This is a genomic window from Rhizobium sp. PvP014, assembly GCF_017876855.1.
Taxonomy (GTDB): Bacteria; Pseudomonadota; Alphaproteobacteria; order Rhizobiales; family Rhizobiaceae; genus Neorhizobium; species Neorhizobium soli.
This window is the reverse complement of record NZ_JAGIOT010000001.1, coordinates 144,859-170,961: the sequence shown is the minus strand read 5'-3', so window position 1 is coordinate 170,961 and position 26,103 is coordinate 144,859. Positions and strand designations below refer to the sequence as shown.

The following is a 26,103-nucleotide window of genomic DNA, read 5'->3' as shown; positions in this document are numbered from 1 at the left end:
GAGAATGATATGCTGCTTGGCGCAATCGCCGATGATCTGACCGGCGCAACGGACCTTGCCCTGATGCTGTCGAGGGAGGGCATGCGCACGATCCAGACGGTGGGCGTTCCGCCCGCCGATTTCGATCTGAGCGATGTCGACGCGGTCGTCGTCGCCCTGAAATCCCGTACCAATCCCGCTGACGTGGCGGTCGCGATGTCGCTCGAGGCACTGCGTTGGCTGAAGACGGCCGGTGCCCGCCAGATCATCTTCAAATACTGCTCGACCTTCGATTCGACGCCGAAGGGCAATATCGGGCCGGTTACCGATGCGCTCGCACGCGAGCTTGGGACGGATCTGACGATCGTCTGCCCCGCTTTCCCTGCCAACCGCCGGACGATCTACAAGGGTCATCTCTTCGTGGCAGATCAACTGCTGTCGGATAGCCCCATGCGCCATCACCCCCTGACGCCGATGACGGATTCGTCGCTGGTGCGTCTGATGGCGGCACAATCCAAACTTCAGGTCGGCCTTGTCTCACATGAGAACGTCGCAAAGGGTGCCGAGAGCGTTCGTGCGGCATTCGACGAGGCGCGTCGGCGTGGTGACGGCGTCGTGGTCGTCGACGCGATTACCGACCAGGATCTGCGCGTGATCGGTGAAGCAGTCGCGGAGTTCCCGCTTATCACCGGCGGTTCCGGCATCGCAATCGGTCTGCCCGAGAACTTTCGGCGCGCGGGGCTTTTGCAACGAGACATCACGGCAGGACAGTTTCAGGCGCCGGACGGGAGAGCCGCCATTCTTGCCGGTTCCTGTTCAGAGGCGACACGGGGCCAGATCAAGGCCGCTATCGAGGCCGGCATGTCAACGCTCAAGCTCGATCCGGTCGATATCGCACAAGGGCGTATGGACGTTGACGAAGTGATCAGATGGGCTCTGGCGCAGGAAGGCGTTCCACTGATCTACTCGAGCGCCGATCCCAAGGATGTTCTGGCAGCCCAAGACAGCCTCGGACAGGAAAAGGCTGGCGAGATCGTCGAGCAGTTCCTCGCAAAAACCGCCATCGGACTGCGCGAAAACGGGGTCCGGAGGCTGATCGTTGCCGGCGGAGAAACGTCAGGCGCCGTCGTTGGAGCACTGGCGCCGTCCGCCTTGTTTATCGGCCGCGAGATCGACCCGGGTGTGCCCTGGACACTGACGATGGGTGATGGAAAACCTATGGCGCTTGCACTCAAATCCGGCAATTTCGGCACCGCCGACTTCTTCCTCAAGGCGTGGGAGCTTTTGAAATGACGGCAGTTCTTTCCGAGGAAACAAAGCTTCGCGACGAGATCGTCACGGTTGGCAAGTCGCTTTTCGACCGGTGCTTCACGTTCGGATCGACCGGCAACATCAGTGCGCGGCTATCGAATGGCGATATGCTGATGACGCCGACAAACGCATCGCTTGGCGCGCTCGATCCGGCGCGCCTTTCGAAATTCTCGGCTGAGGGCGTGCATGTCTCCGGCGACAAACCGACCAAGGAAGCGTTCCTGCACCAGTGCATGTATTGCGAACGCAGCACGGCGTCAGCGGTCGTTCACCTTCACTCGACGAATGCCGTCGCGATCAGCCTCATCGAAGGACTGAACCCGGAGGATCTTCTTCCTCCACTGACGGCCTATTACGTCATGCGGGTGGGAAAACTGCCGATGGCTCCGTATTTCCCGCCAGGCGATGCCGCTTTGGCGGAAGCGGTGCGGGAGCGTGCTCGCGACAGTCACGCCGTTCTGCTCGCCAATCACGGGCCGGTGGTTGCCGGGAAATCGCTGCGCGAGGCGCAATACGCGACAGAGGAGCTCGAAGAAACGGCGAAACTATTCCTGATGCTGCGTGGCGAAAAAATCAGGCCACTGACGCAGGAGCAGCGTGACGATCTTATGGAGCGCCACGGCTGATCCTGCTGGGGTAGGTGACCGCGTGCTATGCTTCAGCCGCGGAAACTGCCTTCGTTCATGTCCTTGGGATCATAGTTGAGATCAAAATCCTTTTCGGATTTCTTTCCCGGCGCATCGCGGTGAACGGTCGCGTCTTCAGAGCCCGTCACGACTGTCGGCTTTGCGCTGTGAACCCCTGTCGCCTTGCGATCGGCCTGGGACGGGGCGTACTGACCCTTTGCATCGTCTTCCGGTTTACTCATTGCAGTGCTCCTCTTCTGTCCTATCCAACAGACAGGAATAGCAGGAGTTCCGTGACGAGCAGTCTGAAACTCGCAAAAGGGGAACGAGGATTGTTCTCGCGCTCCGTCCGGTTCGAGCAAACACGCGTGCCGGAGGACGGACAGTTCAGATATAAGCGACACCGGCCTTCCGGGCTTCCGCTGTCGCATAAAGGTTGGACCGATGGCAGCGTTCGTAAAACGCTACCGTTTCGCCCGGCATATCCTCTGGCAGGCTCAGGAAGTCCCGCAGGCGCAAGCCGTCTTTCTGGTCGAGATCAGCGTTGGCCAACGCGGAGCCGTCAAGAGCGGCGACGCGGTCGTGCAGTCGTGAAAAGTAAGCAAGGTTCGATTCAACGATCGACGGTGCGGAGGTCTGGCCGTGAGCTAGAACGACGTGGCGGGCATCAAGATCACGGATTGTTTTCAACGAGCAGCAAAGCGCCTTGAGATCGTGAGGATCCTTGCTCCAGACTTCGGGGATCGGCCACTCGACGGCATCGACCGCAAGACAGGTTCGGATGGAAGGGATCCAGACCACGACATGATCGGGCGTATGTCCGGGCGTGTGAAGCAATTCAAGGACCAGATCGCCGCCATCCAGGATCATGCTCTCGCCAGCGAAGCATAGATTGGGGGCAACAATCTCGACATCCCGAAATCGTGCGTCGCGCTGTTTTTCGACCAGCTTATCTCGTGCAGCGGGATCGTTCAGCCGCTCCAGCGCCTTGGCGTGCGCGATGATCGGTATGCGATCGCCAAGCCCGGAATTGCCCCAAAAGTGGTCCCAGTCCATGTGGGAGTTGATGACCAGCAGAGGCCGGTCGCCCATCTGGTCGTCGAGCAGTGCTAGCGCCTCCCGACACAGGGATGGGGTGCCAAGCGTATCGACGAGGACATTGAACCGATCAGTCCGCACGAAGACGGCATCGACCTCGTCGCCAGCCCTCACGATGACAATCCGATCATCGAGGCCAGGGTAAGTCGTGAGCCGAACCGAAATATCCATCGCCAATCCCTTGCGATGCGTCAATTGAAAAGGCGATGGCCCGCGTCAGCGGAACGAGGGCAACCCATGACTAGGTTTCGGCATATCCAGCTTCGGCAGAGAATTCGCGAGAGCCGCAGCCTCGCCGGAATAAGGGAAGTCATCGCCCAACTGGCGATCGCCTTCGTACACCTTGAAGGATGGCCCATCGACCTCGACGATCTTGTAACCGTTCACGTATTCGACCTTCGGCGTTTTCCAACCCATATCGATCTCTCTTTCTTGAAAGCTGACACGACGGTCAGCGCGATGTCATGACGGTCGATCCGTTGGCAAAGGTCTAACAGGTACACGCTCAAACGCCTAATCATGACCGAGCGGCAGCCGAGCGCTTGATCGGCGCAGGAAATCGCTAAGGCCACCACGCCGTGCGTATCCTGTTGTGCCACAATCGGCGCGGCTTAGCCTCAGGATCGAAGGGAACAAATCGAGGTCAAATGCATTCGAGGTCGCAGTCAATGCCGACTTTTCTTGGGGGCCCTTATGAAACGACTTTCCGTGACCGCCTTTGCCGCTCTTTGCCTCACCGCCGGAGCAACCTACGCCCAGACGAACAACGACGAGGCAGCCCAGGCATGCCAATCGACCGGCTTGCTGGCGCTGCAGGAAAAATCGTCCGCCATCACCGATCTCGTGCTCGACATGGAAACCCTGGCCGTGAGCTCGGCCGATACCAAGGTCGAGAATGTCGCGGTGAAGACCGTCGTCATGGGCGATGCCTATATCGCACGCGGCGGCGAAACCGGTAAGCCTGATCGTTTCGTCTGCCTTCTGGGCGAAAAGGGAAAAGTGCTTCTGACGTTTTTTACCGCGCAGTAGCCGACGGACCCGCGTCGCAGCTGGTGCCCGATTTGCGACAGTTCGACCAGGTACGGCGGGTGTCAAGGATCAAATAACTCAGCGCTATCCACGTCATTTGCTCGGAACCGATCCGCCGCTGCGGGATTACTGTAGGCCTCGAAACATGCACCGGCTGGTTCCTCGAAGGAAGCAGGCGGTGCTGACTATGGAGACCCTTATGCAGCTACCACAGAACACGATCGTTGCCGTTGCCGATGGCGAAAAGCTCAGCCTTTTCAAAAATGAAGGTGACGCAGCAAACGTCAAGCTGAGAGCGATGCCGACCACGGACATCGACAGTTCGAAAATTTCTTCCGGTGCACGCCATTCCAGCAGCTCCGCAAACCCGGATGACAGCCAGCAGGACGAAGACGGTTTCAGCAACGGCATTGCCGACATGCTGAACAAGCATGTGCTGGATGGAAAGATCAAAAATCTTGTTGTCGTGGCGGCGCCCCGCACACTCGGCGAAATGCGCAAGAGCTACCACAAGTCGCTGTCTGACGTTCTGATTGGCGAACTCGACAAGGACCTTACGGGCCATTCGATCCAGGATATCGAAAAGGCGCTGGCTGCAGCCTGATCGCTACACCAGACCCGGAAGTGGAGGCCCTGCAGCAGCGGGGCCCTACTTTCGAGAAGCGAAGGCCATCAGTATCCGATGTCTGCGGATAGATGGACACTGTTAGACAGGGCGGCGCCCATGCTTCTAAACAGTCAGGCGACCTCGGAGGCCAGGATCAGGCCAGGAGGGGGGCTCGATACTTCCCCACCTTCGACCCGTAGCGCTAGATAATCCAAAGCGTTCTGCAGTCCGTTCATTGTGTACGGCTTCTCTATTGCGCCGAGCGCGCCTGCAAAATCATCCGGGATCCGCTTCAAATTTCCTGAAACAAATATGTAAGGGACGTTTTTCGAAGCAAGGAATTTTCCGACGTCGATCCCTGTCGGGCCATCAAGAAGTTGGATGTCGACGAAAGCGAAGTCAGGCGCAGTCTTTTCAGCAAGTTCGTATGCGGTCGAGCTTGAAGCCGCCTGGCCGACAACATCGTGACCCGCAGCCTCGACCTCAGTTTCAAGTTCGAGCGCCAGCAGCGCCTCGTCTTCCACGATCATCACGCGCAAAATTCTGTTCCTTACTCATTGACCATCAGGGTAACGCTCACTTCTGTGCGCTTGCCATCCGTTTTCCGTTCGATTTCAGCGCCCAGCTGCCTGGCACAGGTCTCTAGCATCAGTCTGCCGAAGTCGTGTTCGCGCTGGTCAAAGACAACGGGGGTGACCGTGTCGACGACCCTTACCAAGAAGTGTCCGTTCAGGCGTCTCACTTCCAGGTGAATTTCGCCGCCCCCATCGCTCAGGCCGCGTCGAACGACATCACCGATCAGCTCGTTCAAGATAAGAGCAAGAGGTGATGCCTTGTCAGCCGGGACGATGACTTCGTGCAGGTCGGTTGTCATCACAATGTCAGATCGCCTAAGCGCACCGACCACATCGACGATCAGGTCGCCTGCGAACTCTGCAACATCGAAATGGCCGACATCATCGTCATTCAGAAGCTTGCGGTGAACAGTGCTCAGCGCCTCGACGCGGCTGAGGACGGAAAACAGGGTCCGCTTTGCCACTTCGTCCTCCGCCATCCGCGCCTGGAGCTTGACGATCGAGGCGATGGTCAGGAGATTGTTTTTGACGCGGTGGTCGACTTCGTGAACGAGCGCGGTCTTTGTTGTCAGCGCGTCCGTCAGGTCCGCTGTCCGCCTTGCGACTTCCTCTTCCGCGATATGCCGAGCCGCCGCTAGTTCTGCCTCTTTGCTTTTGATGTTGGTAAAGTCCAACTGAGACGCGAAGAAGTAGATGACTTGCCCATCTTCGTTCCGAACCGGGCTGACGAAGAGAGCATTCCAGAAGGTCGTGCCGTCGCGCCGGTAGTTGAGAATGTCGATCGCAAGATCCCGCTCTTGCGACACCGCTTCCCGAATTTTGGCAACAGCCGCAGGGTCAGTTTGCGGACCCTGTAAGAGGCGGCAGTTGCGCCCAACAAGTTCCTGCGCCGAGTACCCGGTTAACTTCGAGAACGCCCGATTTGAAAAGATGATCGGGTTATCGACCTGGCGTGGATCGGTGATGATCATCGGCATGCGTGTTGCTTTGAAAGCTGCTGCGAACGGATCTCCGGATGCGTGGGCGGCGATTAGCCGGTCGCCTGCGTCTCTTGCGCCGCGAACATCTTTTTCCACAGCCATAAAGTCCGTCGCCCCTCATAAGCGTTGCGAAAAATAATGCTTTAACCGCGGACAGGTTCCGACATCCTGTTAAAATTGACGGTCGTCAGCAATCCGCTCCATTCTCTAGGGAAAACCTGAAAATTCCGTGTTTCCAGATGTTGCGGAGATTAGGCACTGTGCAGTCGCGGGATCACAAATGGTTAGTGGCGCTCACGTCTGGTCTCAAGACCGGCATAACGTATCGCAATAAAGGCCATCAGGCATGCGACCGAGAACATGTTGAGCCTGAGCAGGATGGCAAGGTCAGGATCGCTCCAGACCCGCAATGGTGGACCGAGAAGATACTGCGAGAATAGAAACACAGCGAAGACAAAGGCCGCCATGCTGCGCTGCCACCACTTCTCCTGGGCAAAAAAGGACAGTGCGGAAAGCATGAAGCAGGCACCAAAAAAAAGCGCTGTCCCCGAACCATGCCCGAACAGTTTTGTCTCGAACAACGTGTCGAGCGTGCCGACGATTGGCAACGCCAACCGCGCCATGAAGGGTGATTGGCGAGCAATGAAAGGGATCGCGAGAAACAGGGGGGCGGCAAGCAAGGTAGCGCATGACGCAGCCACGCCATTGCCGACGAGATACCAGACATAGACGGGATAGAATGGCTTGTTGAATACGATCACCCAGGCGATCGTGACCGTCGCCTGGGTGAGGGGATCGAGTGGCGGTCGTGTCTGTGTCATCGCTCGGCAACCCCTGTCTTTGAATATGCAAACAACGGCCGCACGCGGTTTCAGCAGTGGCGTGCAGCACCGGAATGGCTACGCCGAGAAGGTCTGCGCGGCGTTGATCGACGACACGAACTGACGTGTGCGTTCGTGGACAGGGTTGCGAAAGACCTGTTCGGCGCTGCCGATCTCGACGACCTGCCCCGCCTCGAGAAAGACAACGAGATTGGCAACCTGCGAGGCAAGTCGCAGATCGTGCGTCGCCATCACCATGGTCGTGCCCTCTTTGGCAAGGGTGCCGAGCACGTCGACGACCTCGGCGGAAAGCTCCGGGTCAAGCGCCGAAGTCGGTTCGTCGCACAAAAGAACCTTCGGCGAGGGCGCGAGCGCCCGTGCAATTGCCACACGCTGCTGCTGGCCGCCTGAGAGATTGGCGGGCCAGGCATCGGCCTTGTGTTCCATGCCGACTTTCGTCAGCAATTCCATGGCGCGCGCCCTGGCTTTTTCGCGGGACCATTTCTGGACGACAAGCAGCCCTTCCATGACGTTTTCGATGGCCGTGCGATGTGGGAAAAGCTGGAAGTTCTGAAACACCATTCCCGTCTGGCTGCGCACTTTCTGAATGGATTGCCACGGCGCCTTGCGGCCGGGTTCAAAGTCGACGCTCTCAGCGCCGATGCGGACGCTTCCGGCGGTCGGTTGCTCCAGGAGGTTGATGCAGCGGAGCAAGGTACTCTTGCCGCCGCCCGACGGTCCGACCAGAGCCGAAACGCTGCCCTCCGGAAAGCTGAGAGAGATATCCTTCAGAATTACGGCGTCGCCGAAACGCTTTTCGATATGCGACAGTTCGATCATCGGTTGGCCTCCAGCATGCCGCCGTATCGGGCAAAGCGAAATTCGAGCCGGGACTGCAGGTGAGACAGGATGGAGCTCAAAGCGAGATAGATGATGGCGGCCTCGATATAGAGGATGAGCGGCTCATACGTCGTGGCAACGATACGCTGCGCGGACTGGAAAAGTTCGGGCACGGTGATTGCCGCGGCAAGCGAGGTATCCTTGACCAGCGATATGAACGTGTTTGACAGAGGCGGCACGGATACCCGGCTTGCCTGCGGCAGGATCGTGCGCCGCATCGCCTGGCGCCAGTTCATGCCGGTGGAATAGGCGGCTTCCCACTGACCCTTGGGGACGGAGGAGATGGCTGCACGGATGATTTCCGACGTGTAGGCACCGACATTGAGCGTAAAGCCGATCAGGGCCGCCGTAAAGGCATCAAGCAGAATTCCCACACTCGGCAGGCCGTAGAAGATCACGAAGAGCTGCACAAGGAGTGGTGTACCGCGAATGATCCATACATAGAAGCGAGCGATTGCTGAAACCGGCCACGGCCCGAACAACCGTGCGACCGCGGTGACAAGCCCCAGCGATAGGCCCAGTACAAAGGAAAGGAGTGTCAGCGGGATCGTAAATTGCACGCCGGCCCACAGAAGTGTCGGCAACGAATCGATCATCAATTGAAGCCAGTGCGGCACGGCGAACCTCAAAACATATGACGCCCGGCGATGGTCGCCGAGCGCTCTGATCTCGATACATATGGCGCAGTTTCAAGAACGGAACAGTCCGTTCTTACTTCGAAACGTCCTGACCGAAATACTTGTCAGAAATCGTCTTGTAGGTTCCGTCCGCCTTGATGTCGGCGAGCGCCTTGTTGATGGCTGAAACCAGCTCGTCGTCGCCCTTGCGAACGATGATGCCAGAGAAATCCGCATCCGCCTTTTCGGCAACGATCTTCACGGGAGCCTGAGGCTGCTTCTTCTTGAAATCGAGGAAGGAGAGACTGTCGTTGATCGTGGCATCGGCGCGGCGGGTCAGAACCAGCTGGATCGACTGGTCAAAGCCGTCGGTGCCGACGAGCTCTGCTCCAGACGCCTCGGCCAGCTTGCCGAAGTTGCTGGTCAGCGACTGTGCCGACTTCTTGCCCTTGAGGCTTTCGAACCCTTTGATCTCCTCGTCATTGCTGCGAACGATCAGCACGGCCTTGGACGCGATATAGGGGTCGGAGAAGGCATATTTCTGCTTGCGGGTTTCGGTGATGCCGACCTGATTGATGACGGCATCATAGCGTTTGGCATCGATGCCAGCGATGAGGCCATCCCACTTGCCTTCGACGAATTCTGCCTTCACGCCAAGCTTGTTCGCGACAGCCTCGCCGATCTCGACATCGAAGCCGGTCAGCTTGTTGGCGCTGTCGTGGAAAGTGAAGGGCGCATAGGTGCCTTCCGTCCCGATCTTGATCACGCCGGCGGCCTTGATCTGGTCGAGGTTTTCGCCAGCGACAGATGGGGTGATGGCAACGGCCTGCAGCAGGGCGGCAGCAGCGATGGATTTCAGCCAGTTCATGGTCATTCCTTTCGGGCATCAGGCCTGATGGCCTTTCGATGAGGTGTTATCTAGGAAAACCTGTGCTGTTGGAGGAGAGGATCGAGCAAATAAAACAGGCAAACGAGATTATTTTGCTCATTTTTCTTCGCGCATGACCCGACGCAACCATGACACAGCCTTTGCGCAGGATTTCCGGCAAGACGCCATCGTGCCGCAATCTGTTGTCCGGGAAAACCCGGGCGGAACCCTTGCGTGCTCTAGCTGTTGTTTCGCCGAACAGGAGCAACATCATGACCGACGAAAAACGCGACGTAACCGGCAATGAGGAGGCACAGGCGGAAGAGAGCCCGCAGGGCGAGCGTAGCCCGAAGCGCGAGCCGACGGCGGGCGATTCAAAGCCTCATAACAGCTCGCCGCAGACGTGGTCGGCCGATCACGGCGGAGGTGTTTCGCCGCCAACCAGCAAGCCGGTGAGTTCAGACGATAAGGCGGACTAGGCGTCTGAACATCTGGAGCCTTAGAACTGTACTAGCGCCCTTGCCAACGGATTTTGGCCGGAGGCTGTAATACCCCCGTCTAGGGTCGAATCATCGTTCGTTTAGTAGCAGCTGAATAACAAAACACCTCTAGCGTGCACTGCGGTAGCGAGATATTATGCTTTCCGTTAGCGCATGCGCTCGGGTTCAGTGCCAACGTAATATTGGAATAATAAAACGATCGATATTGCCATTTTTGTAAATAAGAAAGTCGGGTTCGCGCATTTCTAATGCACGCCAGATTGTTCTCAGTTTTTATTTCCTAAAGTACATTTCCTGTTTTTTGAAGTGCTCACGAGGTTTTCTTGGCTTGAGCAGATATTACAACGATAGGCGGTTTGCGGAAGGGGCAAGGCATCGGGGGCCGGGAGGTCTCGTCGTCTTCATGCTCCTGTTCGCCGCCTTCTCAAGCGCAATCGGCGCAAGCCTTCTCCTGTCCAATGATCACATGCGTCTCAAGCTTTTGTTGATGCGGCTGGGTTTCCAGCAAAGCAGCGTTGCGAACCTGAGCGTGCCCTTTGTCAATGCACAGTCCGCCGCTCAGGCAAGCATGGGGGCGTCGGTGGTCTTTGCAAAGAAAGCCCGCCTCTTGAAGGGCCGCGCCCCGATACGTGCTGACGAGCAGTGCGCTACTCTTGCAGCCCTTGCCGAGGTGGAACCTGTGTTTACCCGCGAAGACGGTGGCGCCAAATGGGAATGCAGCTATCTCGTGACGGGAGCGGATTTGGGACGTCAGTCATCGATATTCGTCCAGATCCGGGGTAGGGAGGCTGCAGGGAACGCGACATTTCGGCTGAAAATAAGCTTCGGAACTTTGTCCGAACGGGAAGCGCTCGCCTATCAGGCGTCCGCAATTGCAGCACGCTTGCTCGATCTCGATGCGTATTTGTCCATTTCGCTCGGAGACGCCTTGGCGCGCGGGCAAGATTTTCGCAGAGAGATTGCGGCGGCAACCATTTCATATAAGCGGGAAATGCTGGATGAAAGTCGATACAATCTCGTTGGAACGTATCCGCTTCCGAAAGCCCCTGCTCAGCAAGTCACAAACTGAGTTGCGTTTCGTATCTACTTGATACTTGCCGTGACAGTCGTGTCGTGAGGCGCGCCGATGTGCTCGGCAATCTGGCTGATGCCCTGGATGATGACAGCCCAGAGAGCAATGGAGACACCGAAAGCAAATGACAAATTTCTGAAACGACGCGACATTTTTCCCTCACAAGATGAGGAATATGTACCGCACAATAGTTCGAATACAGTTAGTGTGATCGGTCAAATTGAAGCGAACTGTAGCGCCCGCGAATCGACCATGAAAACGCTCGCCGAGAAACTTCGCGCTCAGAAAATCGGCGGGTAACAGACCCTGACGATTTCGATCTGGCGCGGTTCTCGGTAGGTGATCTCAAGCAGTTCGCATTCCTCTGTGACGTAGCTCGAGCGGACAAGATGTGTGTTCGGTTGCGTCTCGTTATACCTCGACCGCTGAATGATATCCGCCGCGTATGCCGACGCCCCGAGCGAAGCTGCGAGGAGTGATGTCGCAATAGTTAACTTCGAAATTACGTGTAAAGCGGCCATCTCAACCTCTCTAATCACCCGTACTTTGCATCTACATCTAGTATATTTTTCAGATTAAAACGCAAGGCACAAATAACATCACGCCGAATGGATCGTAGCTGTTGGCGAGTGATGTGACCCTAGTCCTGGAGTGCTGCGGCAAGAGCCTGATTGTAGGTCGGAGCGATCACCTTTTCTAACGATCATTTCAGAGCGCTTGCCGTCAGTTTCGGCGCTCACGCAATCTTTCTGTCCGTTCGGAAATCGCAGGCAGATCTTGCCGTTGTCGATCTTGTACCCGATCGTCTTACCCGTTTGGTAAGTATACCCGTCCCCTTTTTTTGCAGCGTTCCCCGAACCTTCGCTCATGCGCCCGGGGATTTCTGCTTGGAAGCAACGCACATCTCGGTATGTGCATACTGTGCGGGAAGCGACGAAATTATTGCGGCAATGATAGCTAAAACTGTGCAGCGGATAACTTGATCGATCTCTCAAGTCGTCGCCGCAAAATATCACGGTTCTCTCGAACGAACCGGAGGGCTTCGCCGCACGTTGCTGCGAATCTACGTATCGAATCTAATTTCATATGTAATAATAAAGCAATATTGCTTGTTTTATATTTAACCATTTATTAAGTTCCGGGCTGACTCGTGTTTAGAATCGAGATATGGAGTATTGATAAGACGGTCATATATTAACTCTCGTATATTGGATGGTTCCCTTGAGTGCTGTGGAGCTTGTGGTACAACTGGATGCTAGTGAGTACCTCGCCGGTAGTTCGGCGAATGATAATTATAAGCTTACATACAGTGATCAGCCTGCGGCTTGGGAATTTGCGGCCAAGCGCGCAGTCGACATGCTGATATCCCTGATTGCCCTGGTTACGCTTCTTCCCCTGTTCGTCCTGATATGCGCGATCATCCGTGCCGAGAGCAGAGGGTCACCGCTGTTTTCCCAGATTCGATGGGGGAAGGACGGTCGCAAAATTAAAATCTATAAGTTCAGATCGATGTTTACCGACCGGGGAGATGTGTCTGGCGTCGCACAGACAACTCGGAACGATCCCCGGATTACACGGGTCGGCCAATTCATTCGCAAATCCAATATCGACGAACTGCCGCAACTCATCAACGTGCTCAAAGGGGACATGTCTCTTGTCGGTCCAAGATGCCACGCCGTCGGCATGCTTGCGGCCGGCGTTACCTATGAGGAACTCGTTCCGGATTATCACCAGCGACACAGCATGCGGCCTGGTCTTACCGGGCTGGCGCAAATGCGCGGCCTGCGAGGGCCAACGGATCGTGCTTCGAAAGCCCGGGCTCGCATCGCCTGCGATCTCTATTATGTTGCCAATTTCTCGATCTGGCTTGACGTCTACATCATCCTCCAAACCATCAGGATGGAACTGACGAATGGCAAGGGCTTCTAAGCCAACCGTTCTTCGAACCGATCTAATAGCAAACGGCGGCACACTCGTGCCGCCGTCGCTTGTTTGATATTTCGGCGGTTGGGTCTCAATCAATGCTGCCTTGGATCGCCGACGACAACCCGGGGTCAACCGCTCGGCCCCCTGAAGACACAACGCTTGCTAGCAATCCGTTTTGACAAGCCCGTCCGTCGTCCCATCCCGGATGATTGGCGATCGGGTAAAGGCAAATCCCCTCGAACGGGACACCGGACTGCATGGCACGTTTTGCCTGATCCGAGACATAACGGTACCAAGGCCCACGCCGCTCATCCTCGATGCCGGTTTCTGCAATCAAAATCGGCTTGCCATAACGCGCGTAGGTTTCGGCAAGGATCCTGCTCAGCGGCTTGTAGCTGGGATGACCGATGTCGATCGGCGGCCCGCCATGGATCCATTGGTTGTTGAAATAGTAGTTGACGCCAATGATATCGAGAAACCGCTCCTGACCGCCGATCTGCGGCCACATGCGGCCGGCGATGAGGTCCCATCCCTGGAACTGCGACTGCCTGTGACCTTCAGCAACGCCGGACTCGAAAGGTCTCGATTGGTCCGCCACGACATTGATAACCGGATCGCAGTGAACGAAGCGCGCGCGGGGGTCGACCGAGAGGATTTCCTCCATGGCAGCGATTGCGGCACGGGCGAGCTGAACCTTGAGCTCGAATCCTCGACCACGCGCGAACGGGTTGAGATAGGCGGCGTCGCCGCCGCCCCACGAGAAGAATGAGATTTCGTTGACGGGGCAGTAGAACGGCACTTCGCTTGTGTTGTCGCGAACCAACCGTGCGCAGGCGCCGGCGAAGGCTGCAAACCGATCGACGAATTGCGGCGACCAGATATCGAGATCGTCAGGCCATCCGTAGTGTAAGAGGTCCCAGATGACCTGCGTGCCGGTTTTCTGCGCGGCTTCGATCATCGGCAATACGCTCGACCAGTCATAGGTCCCGGACTTTTCGATCAGATGCCAGCGAAAACCATCGCGGACCGTACGGATTCCAAGTCCTGCAAGCTGACGATAATCCTGCTCCGCAAAGCGATCGTGCTCGATTGCCGCAATCATATCCAGGCGTCGACCGGTTGTTTCGCTGTCATCGGGACGTAGTCGATGCGTCGAGCATTCGAAACCGCCCATCAGAAACGATTTGAAGATGCCGGTCGGCCCCTGCGGCGATTTCTCCGCAAGGACGTCGCTGAAAAGCTGTGTCCACTGCGGCAACACGGCCTCGATCGAGTAGCTCGCCTCGACCTTGCGCCGCAACGCTTGTCCGAGAGAACGGCGGAAACCTTCGTCGCCCGCAAGTAAGCGGATCTTGTCAGCGACGGCGGCCGGATCGTTATAGGGCACGAAGAGGCCGGAGACCTGGTCGTCGATCTGCTGCTGGGCGCCGTTGTCAGGTGTTGCGATGACGGGCAGGGCGGCGGCACCTGCCTCGGCAATGACATGCGGCATGCCTTCGCCGCGCGACAGCCAGACAAATATATCGAACGCCGACAGAAGCTCGGCCACATCCTTGCGATCGCCTAAAAACGTGACCCTGTCTGCCAAGCCCAGCCGGCGGGTGAGATCCTTCAAGTGATCGGCATAGTCCGGCATGAAAGCATCGGGTCCGCCGACAATGACGAACTGCGCATGCGCATTGTCTCTGACGACCAGTGCGGCGGCATGGATGAAGTCTTCGACATTCTTTTTCGGATCCAGCCGACCGACCCAACCGATGACGACCTGCTCGTCCCGGAACCCAAGCTTCGACCGCATGACCGAGCGGTTCGCCGAATAGAACTCGGAGAGATCGACCATCGAGGGTATCTCGAGCGCGTGCTGCTCACGGCCGGGCATTCTTGACGCAGCCGCGTCGCGGATGGAGCGGCAGACGCCGACATACCGGCTCGTGAGGTGCTTCGGGCCAGCTTCCGCCTCCGAAACAAGACCGCCATGCTCGATCAGCGGGGGGCGGAGATGGAGCCGTTCGAGCGCCGGATAGATGTCGGCAACGTTCTGGCTGGAAACGACGATGTCGTATCCAGGAACCTTGCCGGCCAGATAGCCAACCGTGTCTTCGAAGGACAGATCGTAAGGCGTCGTATCGACATCGACCCCGAGCGCCCGCAGTTGCTCGTGGGTCTGCTCCGGCATTCCGGGCTTGCGGAAGCAGGCAACGACGTCGATCCGGTAGAGATCAGGATCGAGGTTTGCCGCGAGGAGCCGCACTTCGGTCTCCTCGCCGCCGACCACCAACCACGCGAAGACGAACAGAATCCGTACAGGCTGAGGTTCAGGTGTCATTCGCCCACCTTGAAGACAACCTGCAGGAATTCCGGACGGTTTTCGATCAGGTCCGTCAGGAAGGACGGCGCGTCGTCCATCGGAATGACGTGGGTGATCATCTGCTCGCGGATGATGTCGCCATGCGTCCGGAGAAGATCGACCGTTGCGCGGGCAAGGCGGCCGCGGTTCCAGAGCGCACCAAGACCACGCGGAACGCGGTTGATCTGCGCGCAACGGATGTTGAGGCCGTTATGGTGGAACTCTTCACCCAGCCGCAACTGATCCGCGCCGCCCTGGTAGAAGGCAAGGTCGATCACCGTGCCCTGAGGCCGCAGGGCTTTCAGCGCCGTGTTGAGGCTGCCTGAATACGCACGTGTCTGGAACACGAGATCTGCACCGCGTCCCATCGCGCCATCATGCCAGCGGGCCTTGGCATGCTGCCACGCGTGCTCCTCGGTCATGGCCTGAAGGCCCATCGCTTCCGCTTTTTGACGGCGGAACTCCGATGGGTCGGTCACGATAACCTCGGATGCACCCAGGGATTTCGCAAACAGGGCAGTCATCAGCCCCACTGTGCCGGCGCCGATCACGATAACCGGGCGATCCTTCACGCCCGCACCGAGGAAGGGCACGTGAGCCCCATAGGCTTCGGCATCGGCATGCAGAATGCCGTTTGCGGCAATCGGCCCCATCTGGGCGACAAGGACGCCGAGCACGGGATCTATTTCGGCCGGCAATGGCACCAGCAGATCGTGGAACGGGTTGGCCGTGTGGCCCGATTTATGGCCGTAGGCGGATGCGACCACCTCGCCTTGCGCAAAACCGCCTGTGCGCGACTCTGAGACCCTGGCAACTTCCATGTAGCCAAGGAACGGGACCGGATAGTGCAGGTCCGGTTCGTTCTCGATAAACACCCCGCGCTCGCCATCAAAGCGCGAGCGGAAATAGGGGTTGGTGTTTTTGAGGAACGTCAGTTCGGTCCCTGCGGAAAGACCGGTGTAGAGCGTGTCGAGCCGAACCTGGCCATCGCCGGGAGGGCCTTCCTCGTATTCGAAGAAATAGGACCGCCCGGGGGCCTCGACGCCGAGCGAGCGGATGATCCGGTGGCCCGGTGCCAAGCCCGGCGCGGGTGCTTCCGGCCGAGGCTGGAATTGCAGGGGCAAAGGCTCGGGCTGGCGCATCTCTGGCGGCGCGATCGAAACCGGCTTGCCTTCCTGCACGGAGGCAACGACAGCCAGCGCCAGCCGGTGCGTTGCAAGGGCTTCGGAATAGGGGCAGCGGATCCGGTTTTCCCCGCCGCGAACGGCATCGATGAAGTCGCGATCTTCGCGCCACACGGGGTCGCCGTCTGCGCCACGGACCGGCCGGCCTCGGCCGACATCCACCATGATGTCGCGGTCGGTAAGCTCGATTGCGAGACGGTCTGCGAAGATGTGAAGCCCGACGCGATGGCTCCAGCCGAGAAGGCAGGTGGAGGCAACGTTTGCGACGACGCCGGTTTCGAATGTCAGAGCGGCCGTCGTCACGGTGGGCACGTCGAGGCCCGGAAATTCGGGCCTGTCCGTGTGACCGGCACGTCCGTAAACCTCGGTCACCTCACCAACAAGAAAACGCGCAAGGTCGAGAAGATGGGTCGCCTGCTCCACCATCTGTCCGCCGGACTTGTCCTGCTTCCACCACCACTGCGGCGGAGGCGTGCTATCCAGCCAGTAGCCGGACAGAAGCTGGGCGGGATTGTCCTTGAGGAGATTGCGGGCCTCATCGACGATGTCGAGGTAGCGCCAGTGGTAGCCGACGCCGGTCACGAGACCCTTCGCCGTCACGGCAGCCGAGATCTCTTCGGCCGTCTCGATGTCAAGCGAAACCGGTTTTTCGACGAAGAAAGGAATGCCGCGCTCGATCAGGTCCCGCTCCGGTTCCCCGTGCGCAAACGGCGGCACGCAGACATAGACGGCATCGGGGCGGACGGCGTCCAGCATGTCGCGGTGGTGGGCGAAGGATTTCGCTCCGAAGCGCGCTGCGGCCTGATCGGCGCGGCCGATATCCGGATCCGCGAACCCGACGAGTTCCACATCGTCGAAGCCGGAGATGACATCGAGATGGCGGTGCGCGATACCTCCAACGCCGATAAAGGCGAGGCGTGTCTTCTGCATGGATAGGTCCTTTTGCATGAGATTGGCAGGCTGAGAAAGGAAGCGGTCGTAGACCGCTCTCGTTTCCCTCGCCATGCGATGTGCGGAAAAGTGATTGTCGAAGCGGACGCGCGCAGCCTCGGCGACATGCGCAAGTCTCTGCCGATCCGAAAGCGCCGCGATGACGACAAAGGCCATTGAAGCGGAACTGCCGGGTGTGGCGAAAAGCGGATGGTCCTCCCCGAGCGCCTCGACGGTGCCGCCGATCCGGGTGGCAACGACCGGGCAGCCGAGCGACATCGCCTCGAGCACCGCAAGCGGCAGGCCTTCGAACAGCGATGGCAGAACGAAGAGGTCGCCAAGAGCGATGATGTTGGCGACATCCGGGCGATGTCCGGTAAATCGAATGCGGTCGGAGATGCCGAGCTCATCCGCCAAAGCCCCGAGCCTCACGCGTTCCTCGCCGGATCCGACCAGAAGAAGGCACAAGGAGGGGTGCGCCTCCAGAATCTGCGGCATGGCTTCGAGGAGGGTCTTGTGATCCTTCTGCGCGGTCAACCGTGCAATGGTCACGAGCACGATCTCGTCACGCACATCGAGGTCGCGACGAAGTGCGTCGCCTGTTGCCGTCTGCTGCGGCACGAAGATACCGTTGCGGATAACCGTCAGTCGGTCGGGCGCAATGTGCCCGCGAAAACTGTCCCGGGAGGCTTCCGAAACCACGACGTGATGGGCGACATCCCGCGTGCGTCGCTGATACTCGTCCTGCTGGTCGCGGTCGGTGAGGAGATAAGGAAGATGCTCCGTGCGAATGACCGGGATACCGGCTCGGTTCGCGGCCTCGACCAGCGCGTGCCCCTCCCATCCGATCCCCGCATGGACATGCAGGAGGTCGACATTGCTGCTGGACAGCCATTGAGCAAAGTCATCGACGTCATCCGCAAGTTTGATGCCGAGGCCGAGACGGGCAGCGCGCGGGAGCAATCCTGCCCGGTCTTCCGACAATAGCGCAATGAACGCATCAGCCTGCCCGCACAGCCCGCGCGCCAAGGCAAGCATATGCTCGCCCATGCCCGATGGGTCCAGGCTATCCGTCGCAAGGACTATCCGCGGCATCCTAGTCACGCTCGGAATGCACCAGAATGTCGTTTTTGCCGAGCAGCGCAGATGGCAATGGAGGATCTACAGCCGTCTGGTCGACGATCATCGCCATGCTCTTGAACGTGGCATCCCAGGACGAGCGCGCGAGCATCCTGTCAACCGCTTCGAGCCAGGACGTATCGGCGAGGGCAATGGCAAGCGCGGCATCGCATCCGCTGACAAAGCTGTCGGCATCGTCGGCAAAAAACACGCCCGGCGTATCGCCGTAGGTACGAACGACGTCTGCAATCTTTGTGCTGACGACCGGTCGCCCTGCCGCCAGATATTCAGGCGTCTTGGTGGGGCTGATGAAACGGGTTGCCTCGTTGAGCGCAAACGGCATGAGCGCCGCATCCCAACCCGCCAGATAGGACGGCAGGTCGGCATAGGACTTGTGCCCGAGGTAGTGAATATTGGCCGCGCGAGGCAGATCGGACGGCGATATCTTGGCGATCGGACCGAGAAAAACGAAGGAGTAGTCCGGTCGCGCTGCAGCCGCTGCGCGGATCAGGTCGAGATCGAGGCGTTCGTCGATGACGCCGTAGAAGCCTAACCGTGGGTGAGAGATCTTTGCCTGATCGCTTGGATCGGCAACCGAGTTTCGTGCTGCGCGGAAATGGTGCGAATCGACACTGGATGGGAAGGCATGGATGTTGTCATGCAGATCGCGCTTTGCCTCGTAGAGGCTCACCCCGCCGGTAAAGACCGCGTCCGCGCGCGCCATCAGCGCGTTTTCCATATCTTTCAGCTGAGGCGGCGCAAACTTGAAGTTGGCCAGCTCGTCCATGCAGTCGTAGACAACCGCCGCCGCGTCCACATGCTGCGCGAAAGAATACATCATCGGCGTGTAGAACCAGAGTATCGGCCGCCGCCCACCGTGAAGCAGGATGAGATCGTCGAGCAGGCGGCTAAGCGCCCGATCCCGCTCGGCTTCGCTCCACCAATGCGGAACTCTTGGCCGGATCGCCTTGACGGACGTATCGGCGAATGGGTGAATTTCCAGGTAGGCAAGATGATGATCGGTTGGAATGAATTCCTCGAAAAAGAAGACCTGACGATCCTGAGAAAAGCGCTGCATTAGGTGCTGCGGCCGCTGCAGGACAAAGTCCCAGCGCAGATGCGAGAAGCAGATGAGCGGCGTATCGATAGGCAGGGAGGCATCAGGCGTTTGCGGGAAGGAATTCAGAACGTTCATCAAGCACCTCGAAACAGATGCCGCCAAACAAAGCCTGGGCAGCAAAGTTCCGGACGCTCATCATAATTCTGTTACCTGTCGTTCATCAAATCTCGCAGGCGGCTGATGCTATGCTGCCACGTCCAGTTTTCCAGCACTGTCTCGCGTGGTTTCATCCCGTCGGCGAGCCCGAGCAGATCCCGGATACCGTCGTGAAAGTCCTGCTCTGAAGCCATTCGGCCCGTCTCCGGCATAATGTATTGTAATCCGCACCGAAGCGCGCTGTTGGCGAGGACGGGAATGCCGGCCAGCATATATTCGGTGAGAATGGCAGGTGCCCCATCGTCGACACCGCAGACGACGCCGATCCGTGACTGGTTCATCAACCGGTTGACGTCATCGAAGGCTATTCCCGGCGGCTCAATGAAATCGACATTGATGCCCAGCGCGTCCGCATGGCGCCTCAGCTCCGGTACGAGTTCTCCGTAACCGAAGACGCAAAGGGTCCGAAGCGACCGCGGTAGCTTACCCAGCGCTTCGAAGAGCATGTCGTGGCGCTTGTATGGCTGGGCGGCGGCCACATAGATCACGTGATAGATCTTCGGAAGGTTCAGCGGCCGGAATGTCATCTCGGATGCGAATTCGGGTCCGATCGGCATCACGACTGTGCGCATGTCAGGATGCCGGGCGCGAACAACCTCCGACTGCCACTCCGCTCCCGTGATCACGAGATCGAAATGACGGCTGACCTCGAACGGCACGCGAAGTGCCGGAGCGTCGATGGAGTTGTAGATCTTAAAGCTGTCGCGGCAGGCAAGCATGATCTCCTCGCTCACCCCAAGTCCCCAGACACACAGTATGTCAGGAGCGCCGAACGCCTCGATATGCCCGAGCATATCGTTCGAGGCAAAGGGAGCCTCCGGACCGTTCATCCGGAATGAACGGCGCACCAGCGACGGATTGCCGGAACGCCACTCTGGCGGAGGATCACCGCCGCGCCAATGCGTCCAGATTTCCGCGCAATCGACCAGCCCGTCCTTGAGGGCTGCGAGTGGAAGCCGCTCGATATAGCCGCCGTCGACAACCACGTCGTTCGTATCCGGAATGGACAGGGGAGGAGATCCGCGTGAACCTGATGACCATAGCGTTTCAAAGCTTCGAGGGGACGGGAGGTCTTCGCCGCTCCAGCTTCCATCCTGAAAATCACTGATGACGACAATACGCCGTGGTCTCATGCACGTCTCTAATCTTTGACACTGAAGAACGGGATGGCGATGTTCGACGTCACCAACTTCCGGAAATGGGAACGGTTCCACTGTCAGGCAGACATACAGCCGCACCTTAATTCTGACGAGGAGCGGCGATCATTGCGTCGTGACGGAACCTCGAGGCATCAGCCTTGTTGGCGCAGTCTCCAGACTTTCTGGTTCCTGCAAGGATAGATCGGGCATATGGCTTTGAGAGTTGCAATCATCGGATCCGGTCCGACCGGCATCTACACGCTGAAGGGCCTCATCGGGAAGTCTGAACCGCTTGAGATCACCATCTTCGAAAGCGACGCGGAACCCGGCAAGGGAACCCCCTATCGCCCCGATCTTAACGATGCGGCGATGCTCTCCAACATTGCCAGCATCGAGCTGCCGCCAATCTGCGAAACGTTGACCGAGTGGCTTCGCCGTCAGACGGACATGGAGTTGCAGCATCTCGGCGTCGAACGCGATGCCATCAGCGAGCGGGAGTTTTATCCGCGCGTGGTTCTAGGAGAGTTCCTGCACGCGCAGTTTCAGCAGCTTCTGAATGCCGCCACCGCCAACGGCCACGCCATCCACCTGAAGGCGCGGCATCGTGTCGTCGATATCGAGCTGCGCGCAGACGATATCCGGTTGAGCGTAAAAGCCTTGGATGACGAACCGGCGGAATTCGGTTTCGATCACGTGGTGATGGCAACGGGCCACGACTGGCCGGAGACCACCGAGGTGCGGCCCGGATACTTCATCTCGCCCTGGCCGGCACCGCTTCTCAAAACCATCCCTCCATGCAATCTCGGCATTCTGGGCACGTCGCTGAGCGGCATCGATGCGCTGATCACCGTCTCGACTGCGCATGGTGCCTTCATGCTCGATGGGCAGGGTGATCTTCAATACGAGCCCCTGCCGGGAACCGAAGCCTTCCGCGCAACGATGATGTCGCGCAAAGGGGTGCTGCCAGAAGCCGACTTCTACTGCGAGATCCCGTACCGCCCGCTGACATTCTGTACCGAAGCGGCGATCGAAAACGCGATCGCCACGCGGAAGCTCGATCTTCTGGATACGATCTTCGACCTGTTCAAGCAGGAGCTAGTGGCCTGCGATCCGGATTATGCAGCAAGCATCGGCCTGTCACTTCTGACCGTTGAGACGATTGCGCCTGCCTATTTCCGCGCTCGGGAAACCAACGACCCGTTTGCCTGGGCTGCTCGCAACCTCGCCGAAGCCGACCTGAACAAGAAGCTGAAGCAGACGGTGGAATGGCGCTATGCCATCCTGCGGATGCATGAGGTGATTGCGAAGGCGATACCGCATCTGGACGCTGATGACCTCAAGCGGTTCCACAAGCACTTCAAGACCGTCTTCATCGATGACTACGCGACGGTTCCGCATGAATCGATCCGCCGATTGCTCGCTCTCCATCGCACCGGCAAGCTTGAGATCGTAGCGCTCGGAAACAGCAGCGAGATCGACAACAAGAGCGTCGAGCGCGGAGCTGTCGTTCGCACGGAAGGCCGGGAGCTTCGGTTTGAGGCTTTCATCGACGCCACAGGACAGCACGAGCTGTCGGCCCGCGACATTCCGTTCCCGACGCTCGTTGGCCAGGGTGTCGTTCGAAAAGCGGCAACAAAGGCTGCGTTTTCTCTTGATGGCGCCGAGCAGGAGATCGTCCGGACAGGAGGGATCGATCTAGACGACGATTTCCGTCTGGTGTTCGAAGACAATCTCTCGAACAACCTCTACTGCGGTTCGATCGCTTTTCTGCTGCACAAGCTTCCGTTCGTGCAGGGAATCACCAGCGCACGCGATATCGGCGAGGTGATTTCGAAAGCGATCCTGAAATCGAACGCGCCGCCTCTGATCATCGCGCAAGCTTAAGGCGTCAGCCCGTCACGATCTCGACCGGGTCACCCAATGTCAGCTTCCCGGATATCTCGACATCGCCGTAAATGCCGAAGTTTCGCTTGTTTTGTCGCAACAGCGAGCGAAGCACGTCGGGGTTTTCGGGAAGCCCGGGTTGCGCGATCAGCGTCATTCCGCACCGCTTGGCTTCTTCGCAGATGTGGATGGTCGCTCCTCCCATCTGCAACCTGCATCCAAGCCATGACTTCTCCTCAAAGCCCTCGGCCGCAGGCGTTCGCAGCACGACGTTGGGGCGAAACCGGCGGCTGTCGATATCGTCGGTTCCGACGATCGTGGACAAGTGTCGAAGGGAGTTGGTCGTCACGAGATGGACCGGGCTCACTTCATAACGGTTGACGGCCGTCTGTGCATCGCCGGTCGCGGCATAGGGACGCGTTTCGACCTCGAAGCCGAAATAGAGGGTCAGCTTCGCATCGGTATCTCTCTCTCCGACACGCAGCCACTCCCCATCCGGAAATCCGATTTCAGGCCGGTCTCGACCTGATCTCGAGTGGAGGAAAAGTGCCGGTTTCCAGCGAGATTCTTTCTCGGGCGCCGCCGGATGGCCGGACTGCGCATCAGCAACGCACCATGAACGATCGCCCTCAATTCCGTCCGTTCCCAGCTCGACGGAGGTCAAACGCTCGCCACCAAGCGAGCTTACCGGGTAGCGCCAGATCTCTTCGATAGTTCCAAATTGCGGCGGTGCCATTCATTCCCTCGTCAATGCGTCTCAAGGGCAGGGAACTGAATTTGCCACAGGTGGTTCCCTCAATGCCTGCGAACGCTTCGACAGGACAGAGGAGAAACAATGGCAAAGATCGTATGCGCAGGTTTTGTCGAAAATGGAAAGATCCTGCTTGTCCGGCGCGCATTGCACCGAAAGTGGTCGGCAAATTTGTGGGATCTGGTCGGCGGTCATGTCGAAAAAGGCGAGGGCCTGGACGAGGCTCTGGTGCGGGAATGCGAGGAAGAGGTGGGGCTCACGCCACTTGCCTTCAACAAGGTCGCGACATTGTACGAGAGCCGTGACGAAAAGCAGAAATCGCCCTTCCACACCTATGCGGTACCGCTCTGGAAAGGTGGACACGCTTCCCTGCTCGGCACCGAGCATTCCGAATTGGGCTGGTTTGGCCGGGAAGACCTCGAGGCAATGGAACTGGCCATGCCGGAGTATCGCTCTGTCATCCTGCAAATGCTGCAGGACTCGTAGCGCAATTTCGTCCGCTGCAGCGTGATGTACCTCGCAGAGCAGAAACTTTCCTAGTCCGGGCATTGCGCCGGGGAACTTCCTCAACCCGCAGACGGTTTGGGCTCAGAAATCGACGTTGGAGGAAAGCTGCATGCTTTGCCTGCCGACCGTATAATATTGACGAGGTGGGCTAATGAAGCAGAATATTGACGACGCCATGCTCGATCGGGGCAAGAGCTCCGAGGCCTACGATATCGAAAACAAAAGACCCTCACCCCAGGGCAATGAGGTGCCCGTTTCGACAGCCGGCCGTGCGAAAATCCTCGAGTCGCTGGAGCGGTACCCGCAAAACAACGACCAGGACCAGGCCACCTCGGTCGAAGCTTCCGGTCAACCCCAGTGCTTTCTTCCTGATCTGCAGGGCGAGCGGGTCTGGGGCGTGGCGCTGCAGCTTTACGAAATGAGATCGCGCCGAAACTGGGGGATCGGCGATTTTGACGACCTGTCCACTTTCATCGATCTCGCCGCAGGCTGGGGTGCCGACTTCGTCGGTCTCAATCCGCTCCATGCGCCGTTCATGGCCGCTGCCGAACGGTGCAGTCCTTACGAACCCTCCAACCGGCGTTTTCTCAATCCCCTCTACATTGCTGTCGATCGGATCGACGGCTTCGCAAGCTCGCCTGAGCTGGAGGAAGATATTGCCCGGTTGCAACGAACGGAACTGGTCGACTACGGGAATGTCGCGCGGATCAAGCGCGAGGTGCTCTACAGGATCTGGACGACAGAAAAACGCCGAGAGGACCCCGCGTTTCAGGATTTCTGCCGGGAAGGCGGCGCTGAACTGAGGTTGCACGCCCTGTTCGAGGCGATCTCGGAGACCCTTGTCGCATCTGGGGGCAGCGTCGGTTGGAAGGCGTGGCCGCAAGAATATCAGGATCCGCAGTCGGAGACGGTAAAGCTGTTTGCGGAAACGCACGGCGATCGCGTCGATTTCCACCTGTGGCTCCAGTACCTGGCACATGGGCAGCTCACCGAGGCTTCAGCTCGTGCAAAGGCTGCAGGCATGCGCGTCGGCCTCTATCTCGACGTCGCCGTCGGCGAGGCACTGGACGGATCGGCCACCTGGAGCAGCCGTCATGCCTATGTCGAAGGTGCCAGCATCGGCAGTCCGCCAGATCCCATGGCGGTTTACGGTCAGGACTGGCAGCTTGCAGCGTTTCACCCTTCGGCGATCGCTTCCGGAAATCCGTCCCCATTTGAGACCACGATGGAAGGTGTCATGCGCTACGCGGGCGCGGTTCGCATCGATCATGCAGCAGCTCTGCGGCGCCTTTTCCTTGTGCCATCGGGAGAAAGCCCCGAAGAGGGTGCCTATGTCGGCTACCCCCAACAAGCGTTGATCAACACGCTTGCGGACCTCTCCAACACATATGGCTGCCTCGTCATCGGAGAAGATCTCGGCAATCTGCCGCAAGGGCTGCAGGGAGAATTGGAGGCAGCCAACATTCTCTCCTACAGAATTCTCTCCTACGAGCAGGGAAAGCAGGGCTTTCATCCGCCCGACCAGTATCCGGCGCTGGCCTTGGCATGTGTATCAACCCATGACCACCAGACGTTTTCCGGCTGGTGGCGTGCAGCTGACGTCATGATGCGGGAAAAGAACGATCTCGTGCCGGAAGACGCTGCCCGTCAGCAGAAGAGCGAGAGAAAGAGCGAAAGGCGCGACGTGCTTTCCGCATTCCGGGCGGCCGATCTTATGGGTTCGGAGGCGGTCGATCACTCCAGTCGTAGAAATCTGGCGGCGACTGCCCATGCCTTCGTTGCCAGAACCCCATCCCTCCTGATGGCTGTACGGCTCGCCGATCTCACGGACGAAAAGCAGCCAACCAACGTCCCTGGCACGAGCGACAGTTATCCGAACTGGAAACCGAAACTGTCCGTCATGCTGGAAGAGCTCGACGCACTTCCGGAACTGCATGACATCCTGGGTGAGGTCGCGGCCGCGCGGCGAAAATAAAAGCTAGGTCTTGGGAGCAATAGAAGCGCGCCGTCACTCGGTGACGGCGCGCTTCCGATGCGATGATCCTGCGTCCGCTCGT

24 protein-coding genes and 1 pseudogene are annotated in these 26,103 nt (G+C 58.6%); 10 read left to right on the top strand and 15 right to left on the bottom strand.

Going from position 1 to position 26,103, the window contains the following annotated elements; genetic code table 11:
- Positions 1 to 9: 9 nt before the first annotated feature.
- Positions 10 to 1,272: a 3-oxo-tetronate kinase gene (gene otnK / locus J3A65_RS00755; RefSeq protein ID WP_209898477.1), complete on the top strand. Its 1,263-nt coding sequence runs from the start codon at positions 10 to 12 to the stop codon at positions 1,270 to 1,272.
- Positions 1,269 to 1,916 (top strand): 3-oxo-tetronate 4-phosphate decarboxylase, encoded by a 648-nt coding sequence (otnC, locus tag J3A65_RS00750; RefSeq protein ID WP_062458713.1) that lies wholly within the window; start codon positions 1,269 to 1,271, stop codon positions 1,914 to 1,916. Before otnK ends, otnC begins: the two co-directional genes overlap by 4 nt.
- Positions 1,917 to 1,948: 32 nt before the next feature.
- On the opposite strand, the gene J3A65_RS00745 is transcribed toward otnC, so the two are convergent.
- The 3 genes from J3A65_RS00745 to J3A65_RS00735 all read right to left on the bottom strand — a co-directional run bounded on the left by J3A65_RS00745 (position 1,949) and on the right by J3A65_RS00735 (position 3,431).
- On the bottom strand, positions 1,949 to 2,158 hold the full coding sequence (locus J3A65_RS00745) for a hypothetical protein (protein WP_062458716.1): 210 nt from the start codon (positions 2,156 to 2,158) through the stop codon (positions 1,949 to 1,951).
- A gap of 145 nt (positions 2,159 to 2,303) precedes the next feature.
- A complete protein-coding gene (locus J3A65_RS00740; protein ID WP_209898474.1) occupies positions 2,304 to 3,185 on the bottom strand; it encodes an MBL fold metallo-hydrolase in 882 nt (293 codons plus the stop codon).
- A gap of 45 nt (positions 3,186 to 3,230) precedes the next feature.
- Positions 3,231 to 3,431: a hypothetical protein gene (locus J3A65_RS00735; protein ID WP_062576573.1), complete on the bottom strand. Its 201-nt coding sequence runs from the start codon at positions 3,429 to 3,431 to the stop codon at positions 3,231 to 3,233.
- 276 nt (positions 3,432 to 3,707) lie between these two features.
- Between J3A65_RS00735 and J3A65_RS00730 the strand changes: the two genes are divergently transcribed.
- Together J3A65_RS00730 and J3A65_RS00725 are read left to right on the top strand one after the other, a co-directional pair.
- Positions 3,708 to 4,043, top strand: coding sequence for a hypothetical protein (locus J3A65_RS00730; protein WP_062458725.1), 336 nt, complete (start codon positions 3,708 to 3,710; stop codon positions 4,041 to 4,043).
- 199 nt (positions 4,044 to 4,242) lie between these two features.
- Positions 4,243 to 4,647 (top strand): host attachment protein, encoded by a 405-nt coding sequence (locus J3A65_RS00725; RefSeq protein ID WP_209898471.1) that lies wholly within the window; start codon positions 4,243 to 4,245, stop codon positions 4,645 to 4,647.
- 134 nt (positions 4,648 to 4,781) lie between these two features.
- Here J3A65_RS00725 and J3A65_RS00720 read toward each other — a convergent pair whose 3' ends face one another.
- The 6 genes from J3A65_RS00720 to J3A65_RS00695 all read right to left on the bottom strand — a co-directional run bounded on the left by J3A65_RS00720 (position 4,782) and on the right by J3A65_RS00695 (position 9,411).
- On the bottom strand, positions 4,782 to 5,189 hold the full coding sequence (locus tag J3A65_RS00720; RefSeq protein WP_209898468.1) for a response regulator: 408 nt from the start codon (positions 5,187 to 5,189) through the stop codon (positions 4,782 to 4,784).
- An 11-nt stretch (positions 5,190 to 5,200) separates the two neighbouring features.
- On the bottom strand, positions 5,201 to 6,307 hold the full coding sequence (locus J3A65_RS00715; RefSeq protein WP_062458733.1) for a PAS domain-containing protein: 1,107 nt from the start codon (positions 6,305 to 6,307) through the stop codon (positions 5,201 to 5,203).
- A gap of 182 nt (positions 6,308 to 6,489) precedes the next feature.
- Positions 6,490 to 7,026 carry a hypothetical protein gene (locus tag J3A65_RS00710; RefSeq protein WP_192078658.1) on the bottom strand — a complete coding sequence of 179 codons (537 nt, stop codon included), beginning with the start codon at positions 7,024 to 7,026 and terminating at the stop codon, positions 6,490 to 6,492.
- A 78-nt stretch (positions 7,027 to 7,104) separates the two neighbouring features.
- Complete coding sequence (locus J3A65_RS00705; protein WP_113165070.1) at positions 7,105 to 7,866, bottom strand: amino acid ABC transporter ATP-binding protein; 762 nt, start codon at positions 7,864 to 7,866, stop codon at positions 7,105 to 7,107.
- On the bottom strand, positions 7,863 to 8,543 hold the full coding sequence (locus tag J3A65_RS00700) for an amino acid ABC transporter permease (RefSeq protein WP_209898465.1): 681 nt from the start codon (positions 8,541 to 8,543) through the stop codon (positions 7,863 to 7,865). Before J3A65_RS00700 ends, J3A65_RS00705 begins: the two co-directional genes overlap by 4 nt.
- A 94-nt stretch (positions 8,544 to 8,637) precedes the next feature.
- On the bottom strand, positions 8,638 to 9,411 hold the full coding sequence (locus J3A65_RS00695) for an amino acid ABC transporter substrate-binding protein (RefSeq protein WP_209898462.1): 774 nt from the start codon (positions 9,409 to 9,411) through the stop codon (positions 8,638 to 8,640).
- 272 nt (positions 9,412 to 9,683) lie between these two features.
- Between J3A65_RS00695 and J3A65_RS00690 the strand changes: the two genes are divergently transcribed.
- Positions 9,684 to 9,890 (top strand): hypothetical protein, encoded by a 207-nt coding sequence (locus J3A65_RS00690; RefSeq protein WP_209898459.1) that lies wholly within the window; start codon positions 9,684 to 9,686, stop codon positions 9,888 to 9,890.
- A gap of 424 nt (positions 9,891 to 10,314) precedes the next feature.
- A complete protein-coding gene (locus tag J3A65_RS00685) occupies positions 10,315 to 10,980 on the top strand; it encodes a DUF6030 family protein (RefSeq protein WP_209898457.1) in 666 nt (221 codons plus the stop codon).
- 14 nt (positions 10,981 to 10,994) lie between these two features.
- Here the strand turns inward: J3A65_RS00685 and J3A65_RS00680 are convergent, their stop codons facing one another.
- The gene (locus tag J3A65_RS00680) at positions 10,995 to 11,135 is read right to left on the bottom strand and encodes a hypothetical protein (RefSeq protein ID WP_209898454.1); all 141 of its coding nucleotides are present in this window, start codon (positions 11,133 to 11,135) and stop codon (positions 10,995 to 10,997) included.
- Between the two features lie 1,096 nt (positions 11,136 to 12,231).
- On the opposite strand from J3A65_RS00680, the gene J3A65_RS00675 reads away from it, so the two are divergent.
- Positions 12,232 to 12,912, top strand: a complete 681-nt coding sequence (locus tag J3A65_RS00675; RefSeq protein WP_256413911.1) for a sugar transferase — start codon at positions 12,232 to 12,234, stop codon at positions 12,910 to 12,912.
- 85 nt (positions 12,913 to 12,997) lie between these two features.
- Here J3A65_RS00675 and J3A65_RS00670 read toward each other — a convergent pair whose 3' ends face one another.
- The 4 genes and pseudogenes from J3A65_RS00670 to J3A65_RS00655 form a co-directional block, all read right to left on the bottom strand.
- Entirely contained in the window at positions 12,998 to 15,235 is a 2,238-nt protein-coding gene (locus tag J3A65_RS00670) for a glycosyltransferase family 4 protein (protein ID WP_209898451.1), read from the bottom strand.
- The gene (locus J3A65_RS00665) at positions 15,232 to 18,465 is read right to left on the bottom strand and encodes a glycosyltransferase (RefSeq protein WP_245341367.1); all 3,234 of its coding nucleotides are present in this window, start codon (positions 18,463 to 18,465) and stop codon (positions 15,232 to 15,234) included. The genes J3A65_RS00670 and J3A65_RS00665 overlap by 4 nt, the downstream gene beginning before the upstream one ends.
- Before the next feature lie 76 nt (positions 18,466 to 18,541).
- Positions 18,542 to 19,684: pseudogene (locus J3A65_RS00660) on the bottom strand (glycosyltransferase family 1 protein); the annotation flags it as partial.
- A 71-nt stretch (positions 19,685 to 19,755) separates the two neighbouring features.
- Positions 19,756 to 20,898, bottom strand: coding sequence for a glycosyltransferase family 4 protein (locus J3A65_RS00655; RefSeq protein ID WP_209898448.1), 1,143 nt, complete (start codon positions 20,896 to 20,898; stop codon positions 19,756 to 19,758).
- 216 nt (positions 20,899 to 21,114) lie between these two features.
- Between J3A65_RS00655 and J3A65_RS00650 the strand changes: the two genes are divergently transcribed.
- Positions 21,115 to 22,788 (top strand): FAD/NAD(P)-binding protein, encoded by a 1,674-nt coding sequence (locus J3A65_RS00650; RefSeq protein WP_209898444.1) that lies wholly within the window; start codon positions 21,115 to 21,117, stop codon positions 22,786 to 22,788.
- A gap of 4 nt (positions 22,789 to 22,792) precedes the next feature.
- Here J3A65_RS00650 and J3A65_RS00645 read toward each other — a convergent pair whose 3' ends face one another.
- Positions 22,793 to 23,524 (bottom strand): MOSC domain-containing protein, encoded by a 732-nt coding sequence (locus tag J3A65_RS00645; RefSeq protein WP_062576553.1) that lies wholly within the window; start codon positions 23,522 to 23,524, stop codon positions 22,793 to 22,795.
- Positions 23,525 to 23,623: 99 nt separating this feature from the next.
- On the opposite strand from J3A65_RS00645, the gene J3A65_RS00640 reads away from it, so the two are divergent.
- Together J3A65_RS00640 and malQ are read left to right on the top strand one after the other, a co-directional pair.
- Positions 23,624 to 24,025, top strand: coding sequence for an NUDIX hydrolase (locus J3A65_RS00640; protein WP_209898440.1), 402 nt, complete (start codon positions 23,624 to 23,626; stop codon positions 24,023 to 24,025).
- A 172-nt stretch (positions 24,026 to 24,197) separates the two neighbouring features.
- Positions 24,198 to 26,021, top strand: a complete 1,824-nt coding sequence (gene malQ, locus J3A65_RS00635; RefSeq protein WP_245341365.1) for a 4-alpha-glucanotransferase — start codon at positions 24,198 to 24,200, stop codon at positions 26,019 to 26,021.
- Positions 26,022 to 26,103 lie beyond the last annotated feature (82 nt).